A 5,488-nucleotide genomic window follows, 5' to 3' on the forward strand; every position below is an offset into this window, starting at 1 on the left:
GCGGACGGTGAAGTCGCAGGGTCCTGGCCTCCCGACGCTGAGGTCAAGTTTCGTGAGATCGCCAGATGCATCTCGCGGGACGACGGTGGCAAACAAGCCCGGTCGCCGGGGAGACTGCGTATAATCCGTCAAACCATCGCGCGGGGAAGGCCGGGTCTGTCCGGCCGAACCTGTGGTTCTGCCGCGTGCTTTTTTTGCTGCACGCGGACCGCAGGCCTCGGTCGAGGCCTGGCCTTCCCTGCACCCTCCGTCCTGATGGAGGGGAGAATTCAGCAACACTCGGACGCCGACGCGCCGCGAGGCGGCGAGGTCGCGTGCGCAGTTTGTGCCACCGACGGTCAGATCGGCGCGTGGGGCGCGTCTCGGTCGAGTGGCGCATAGTGTGTGCCGGCAATCGTGCCTTGCAAACGGTGTCGTCCCCGCGAACGCGGGGACCCATGACCACAGGACGTCGAATGAGGCACGCCTGTCGCGAGATCACGGCTCACCACGCCCTCCTGTGGTCATGGGTCCCGGGTCGCGCTTCGCTTGCCCGGGACGACAGCGGAGTGCGGCGGCCCTGCGCGCGGCCGACCGGATCTTCGATGGGCCGTGTACCTCGTCTTCGTCGTGGCGAGTGGTGTCCGTGGCGAGTAGCCGCGCTGTGGCCGCGAGACCTCCGTCATTGCGAGCGCAGCGAAGCAATCCAGGGCCACGCGTGCCGCCCCTGGATTGCTTCGGCGCAAGGGCGCCTCGCAATGACGGTGTCCAGTTGAGCGAGCTGCCCGTGCCGCTACCCCACCATCCGCCCGCGGCCCTCCCAGTATTTCGCGTGCAGCACCTTCTTGTCGATCTTGCCGACGCCGGTCACCGGCAGCTCGGTCACGAACTCGACGCGCTTCGGCGCGTGCGCCGAGCCCTTGCGGGCCTTGACCAGCTCGATCAGCTCGGTCGCGTTCGGCTGCGCGCCGGCGCGCGGCACGACGATCGCGGTGACCGCCTCGCCCCATTTGTCGTCGGGCACGCCGACCACGGCGCACATCGCCACGTCGCCGTGCTGTGTCAGCACATCCTCGATCTCGCGCGGGAAGATGTTGAAGCCGCCGGAGACGATCATGTCCTTCTTGCGGTCGAGGATGTACAAATAGCCGCGCTCGTCGCGGCGGGCGATGTCGCCGGTGTGCAGCCAACCGTTCTTCAGCGTCTCGGCGGTGATGTCCGGCCGCTTCCAATACTCCGCCATCACGTGCGGCGCGCGCACGCAGATCTCGCCGGCCTCGCCCTGCGGCACCTCGTGATCATCGTCGTCGAGGATCTTGACCTCGCAGGCCGCGATCGGGAAGCCGCACGACAGGAACAACTCCGGCTGTTTCGGATCGTGATCGGCCTTGCGCAGCACCGACACCGGATAGCATTCGGTCTGGCCGTAGAGCTGCGAGAACACCGGGCCGATGCGCTCGATGCCCTCGACCAGCCGCGTCGGCGACATCGCGGATGCGCCGTACAGCACGAGCTCGAGCGAGGAGAGATCGGTCCTGGCCAGCGCCGGATGATCGAGCAGCACGTAGATCATGGTCGGCACGAACAGGGTGAAGTTGATGCGCTCGCGCTCGATGGTCTTCAGCACAGCCTCGGGATCGAATCCCTTGAGCATGTGCACGGTGCCGCCGCGCATCAGGGTCGGCAGCACCTTGGTGCCGGCGACATGGCTGATCGGCGCCACCGTCAGATAGCTGGCGCGGTCCGGGATCTCGAAGTCGGCCAGGATCGCGGTGGCGAAGCCGCCATATTCCCGGTGATGGCGCAGCGCGCCCTTCGACTTGCCGGTGGTGCCGCCGGTGTAGTTGAGCGTGGCGATGTCGTCGGGCCGGGCGAAATTGCGCGCGGTGGCGTGGCCGGCCTGCTCGATGGCGGCGAGGAGATCGGCGCCGTAACCGGCCTGCCCGAGCGTGAACACGTGGCGCAGGCTGTCGGCGCGCGCGGCGAGGTCGCCGCCGCGGTCGCGGAACGCCGCGGCATCGATCACCAGCACCTGCGATTCGGAATCCGACAGCTGGAACAACTGGTCCTCCAGCGAGCCCAGCGGATGCAGCCAGGTGATGGCCAGCCGCGACAGCTGCGCCGCCATGCCGGCACACCAGGAGTCGGCGCGGTTCGCGGTGAGGAACGCGACGCGTGTTCCAGGCGCGAGGCCGAGTCGCATGAACACGCTTTGCATCCGCCCGATCAGGTCGATCGCGCCCTGATAGGACAGCGATCCACCGGGCCAGCTGAAGGCGGTGCGCTGCGGATGGCGCGACAGCGTGAGCAGGGTCTGCTCGCAGACGACAGGAAACGAGTGCAGCTCATGGCTCATGCGGTCATCCTCCCGAGGTGCCCCGCTGATTGTTGCGTCGCGAGGCTTGGCGCGCAGGCTAACAGAATGCCTCTCGCGCTCAAGCCGCCTCGGCATGCCGGTCGGAACATCGCTGCGCGCGCCGCGTTGCCCGGCCGAACAATCAGGGAGCCAGGCCATGCGCACGTCGACAGCTTTTTTCGCGGGGGCCGGAACAGTCGCCATCGCCGTCGCGGCAGGCCTCGGGGGCGGGCTCATGATTGCGCAGGGCATGAATCCCAGGGCGCCGGTGATGGACACCGCCAAGCTCGAGCGATCCGCGCCGGATGCGCCGTCGCCGTCTCCGACCGCCACCTCCTATCTCGCTGCAACCCAGGCGGCCGCGACGGTCCCGGTGAAGGTCGCGCCCGCGACGGCCAACGCGGTCACGGCAAGCCCGGCTTCCGCCACGACGGCTTTGGCGAATGCCTCACAGCCGCAGGCTCCGGCAGCAGCGACGACCACGGCAGCGGTTTCGCCGGCGTCCACCATGCCGCAGCAAGGCGACGCACAAGCCAAGGCGCAGGACACGACGCAAGACAAGAGCCAGGACAAGGTTGCAGACAAGGCGCAGGCTTCGGATCAGGCGTCGCGCGACGCCGAGCGCAAGCGCGCGGCCGAGCAGCGTCGCGCCGAGCGGCACCGGCAATATGTCGAGCGTCGCCGGCAGCGCCGCGAGCAGGATCTGCGCGCCGTCGAGCAGGCGGTGCGCGAGGATTCCTCGCCGCGCGCCTATGCCGCGCAGCCGGTCGACATGCCTGGACCGCGCTTCAGCTTCTTCGGCGACGATTGATCGCGCGCTCCGGCGTGGCTATCCCTGAGCTCAACGAGCCTCAGGGAGGACACGCGATGCAGACGAGCCGAAGTCCGGATCCTTTGACCGGCCTGCGGGCACGGTTGCGGCTGCCGCTGATTGCGGCGCCGATGTTCCTGGTGTCGGGCATCGATCTGGTCGGCGCGGCCTGCGCCAATGGCGTGATCGGCGCGTTCCCGACCGTGAACTGCCGCACCTCCGATGAGCTCGATGGGTGGCTGCGCGAGATCGCCGGCCGTTGCGCGCGCAGCAGCGATGCGAAGGGCGTGGCTGCGGCGCCGGTCTGTCCGAACCTGATCGTGCACCGCTCCAATGCGCGGCTGGCGGATGATCTCGCCGTGCTGCTGCGGTATCGGCCGGAGCTGGTCATCACCTCGGTCGGCTCGCCGGCGCCGGTGATCGCGCCGCTGCATGATGCGGGCGCGATGGTGTTTGCCGACGTCGCCTCGATCCGCCACGCCGAGCGCGCGATCGAAGCGGGCGCCGACGGCCTGGTGCTGCTCACGGCCGGCGCCGGCGGCCAGACCGGCTGGCTCAATCCGTTCGCCTTCGTGCGCGCGGTGCGCGGCTTCTTCGCCGGTCCGATCGTGCTCGCCGGCGGCATCAGCGACGGCGTGGCGTTGCGCGCGGCCGAGGTGCTCGGCTGCGATCTCGCCTACATGGGCACCAGGTTCATCGCCACGCGCGAGAGCATGGCGGATCAGCGCTACAAGGCCATGCTGGTCGACAGCTCGGCCGACGACGTCGTGCTGACCTCGGCCTTCACCGGCCTGCCGACCAGCATGCTCAGGCCCTCGATCATCGCCGCCGGGCTCGATCCCGATGCCTTGCCGGCGCGCGGCGCCATCGAGATCGGCAAGGATATCGATGTCGGCGCGCGCGAGCGCCGGCCGGCGCGGTGGCGCGACATCTGGAGCGCGGGGCATGCGACGTCCGGAGTGACGGACATTCCTGACGTGGCCACGCTGGTGGCGCGCACCGCGGACGAGTACGAACGCGCGCGAGGGGCTCCCTGATGACGACGCGGTCCCACTGTGTCCTTAAGGCACCATTAACCATCCCGGACCACAATCCGCCGAGTTTCGATTTGGCGGAATTGCGCAATGGGCATCGAGTTGGGGCTGACGAAGGAGCGGGCGACGCTCGAGGAGATCCGGATCCGGGTTGGACACGCCCTGCAGCGGCATCCGCTGTGCCGCAGCGTCCAGTTCGACATCATGAGCGTGCCGCGCACCGCGCGCGGCGGGAACTGGACGATCAGCCTGCATTCTGTGGAACCGGCGGCGCTGTGGGAGGCCTCCGACATCGTCGCCGACATCCAGGCCGCCTACGACCTGCTGACCCCGGCCGAGCTGTCGTCCGCCGCGTGAAAAAAAATATCCGCCACCTTCACAGGGCGGAATGGTGGCCCATGTATTTCTGGGGCATCGTAAAGCCTTAATTTACTCCCAGTTTTCGGCAAAGTGCGGCGTTTCCGCCGGGATACGGAGATTTGCGTGACGAAGTCGATCGCTTTTGTCGCTTTGCTGGGCGTTCTGATCGCCGGCGCCGCCGTGACCAGTATCCTGATGCAGGACAGTGTCCCTTCGGCCGGTGCGATGATGCCGGCCGTCGTTGCCAAGAGCCCGATTTCCAACCGCGAAGCCAAGGGTGATCGCCTTTCGATGGTCACAGTTGCGGCGGTCGAAGCGGAGCCGCCGGCCGCGCCGGCCCGCAGCACGCTGCGCCAGGCCTATGCCTACGCGCCCTCCGAGCCGGAGATCGCCAAGGAGCCGGCCAGGGAGATTGCCAGGACCTCTGCTGCGGCCGAGCCGATCCTGCCGAAGTCCAAGATCATGGCCCGGACCGACGCGCCCGCCGCGCCGTTGAAGCCCGAGGTGCAGAAGGCCTATTCGCTGCTGTCGGACACCCAGATCGCCGGAATCAAGGAGCGGCTGCGGCTGTCGGCGAGCCAGGAATATTATTGGCCGGCCGTGGAGACCGCGCTGCGCGCCGTCGCCCGCAAGATCCACGCCGCCCGCCAGACCGCCAAGCCCGGCGCCGTCACGATCGATCCGGACTCCGACGAGGTGCAGCAGCTGAAATCGGCGGCGATGCCGCTGCTCTGGCAGCTGCGCGACGACCAGAAGGACGAGGTGCGGCGGCTCGCGCGGACCATCGGTCTCGACAAGGTCGCCGCCGCGATCTGACCGGGCCGCTCCAGCGCCTGGTTTGAAATGCAAAAAGGCCGCGCATCGCGCGGCCTTCGTGATTTCGGGGGCCGGCTTTTTACCTTGCCGGCGGATTGGCCTCCGGATGCCCGCCGCTCTCGGGCCCCGCGC

5 protein-coding genes are annotated in these 5,488 nt (G+C 68.4%); 4 read left to right on the plus strand and 1 reads right to left on the minus strand.

All coding sequences use genetic code 11. The features are described from left to right. Positions 1 to 772 precede the first annotated feature (772 nt). A complete protein-coding gene (locus BRAS3809_RS11235; protein ID WP_008962218.1) occupies positions 773 to 2,335 on the minus strand; it encodes an AMP-binding protein in 1,563 nt (520 codons plus the stop codon). A gap of 157 nt (positions 2,336 to 2,492) precedes the next feature. Between BRAS3809_RS11235 and BRAS3809_RS11240 the strand changes: the two genes are divergently transcribed. The 4 genes from BRAS3809_RS11240 (at position 2,493) to BRAS3809_RS11255 (ending at position 5,356) form a co-directional block, all read left to right on the plus strand. Next, positions 2,493 to 3,146 (plus strand): hypothetical protein, encoded by a 654-nt coding sequence (locus BRAS3809_RS11240; protein WP_035656071.1) that lies wholly within the window; start codon positions 2,493 to 2,495, stop codon positions 3,144 to 3,146. A 56-nt stretch (positions 3,147 to 3,202) separates the two neighbouring features. Next, positions 3,203 to 4,183: an NAD(P)H-dependent flavin oxidoreductase gene (locus BRAS3809_RS11245; RefSeq protein ID WP_008962220.1), complete on the plus strand. Its 981-nt coding sequence runs from the start codon at positions 3,203 to 3,205 to the stop codon at positions 4,181 to 4,183. A gap of 87 nt (positions 4,184 to 4,270) precedes the next feature. Beyond that, the gene (locus BRAS3809_RS11250) at positions 4,271 to 4,537 is read left to right on the plus strand and encodes a hypothetical protein (protein ID WP_008962221.1); all 267 of its coding nucleotides are present in this window, start codon (positions 4,271 to 4,273) and stop codon (positions 4,535 to 4,537) included. 183 nt (positions 4,538 to 4,720) lie between these two features. Continuing rightward, positions 4,721 to 5,356 (plus strand): hypothetical protein, encoded by a 636-nt coding sequence (locus BRAS3809_RS11255; protein WP_008962222.1) that lies wholly within the window; start codon positions 4,721 to 4,723, stop codon positions 5,354 to 5,356. Positions 5,357 to 5,488 lie beyond the last annotated feature (132 nt).

The organism is Bradyrhizobium sp. STM 3809 (genome assembly GCF_000239795.1).
GTDB lineage: Bacteria > Pseudomonadota > Alphaproteobacteria > Rhizobiales > Xanthobacteraceae > Bradyrhizobium.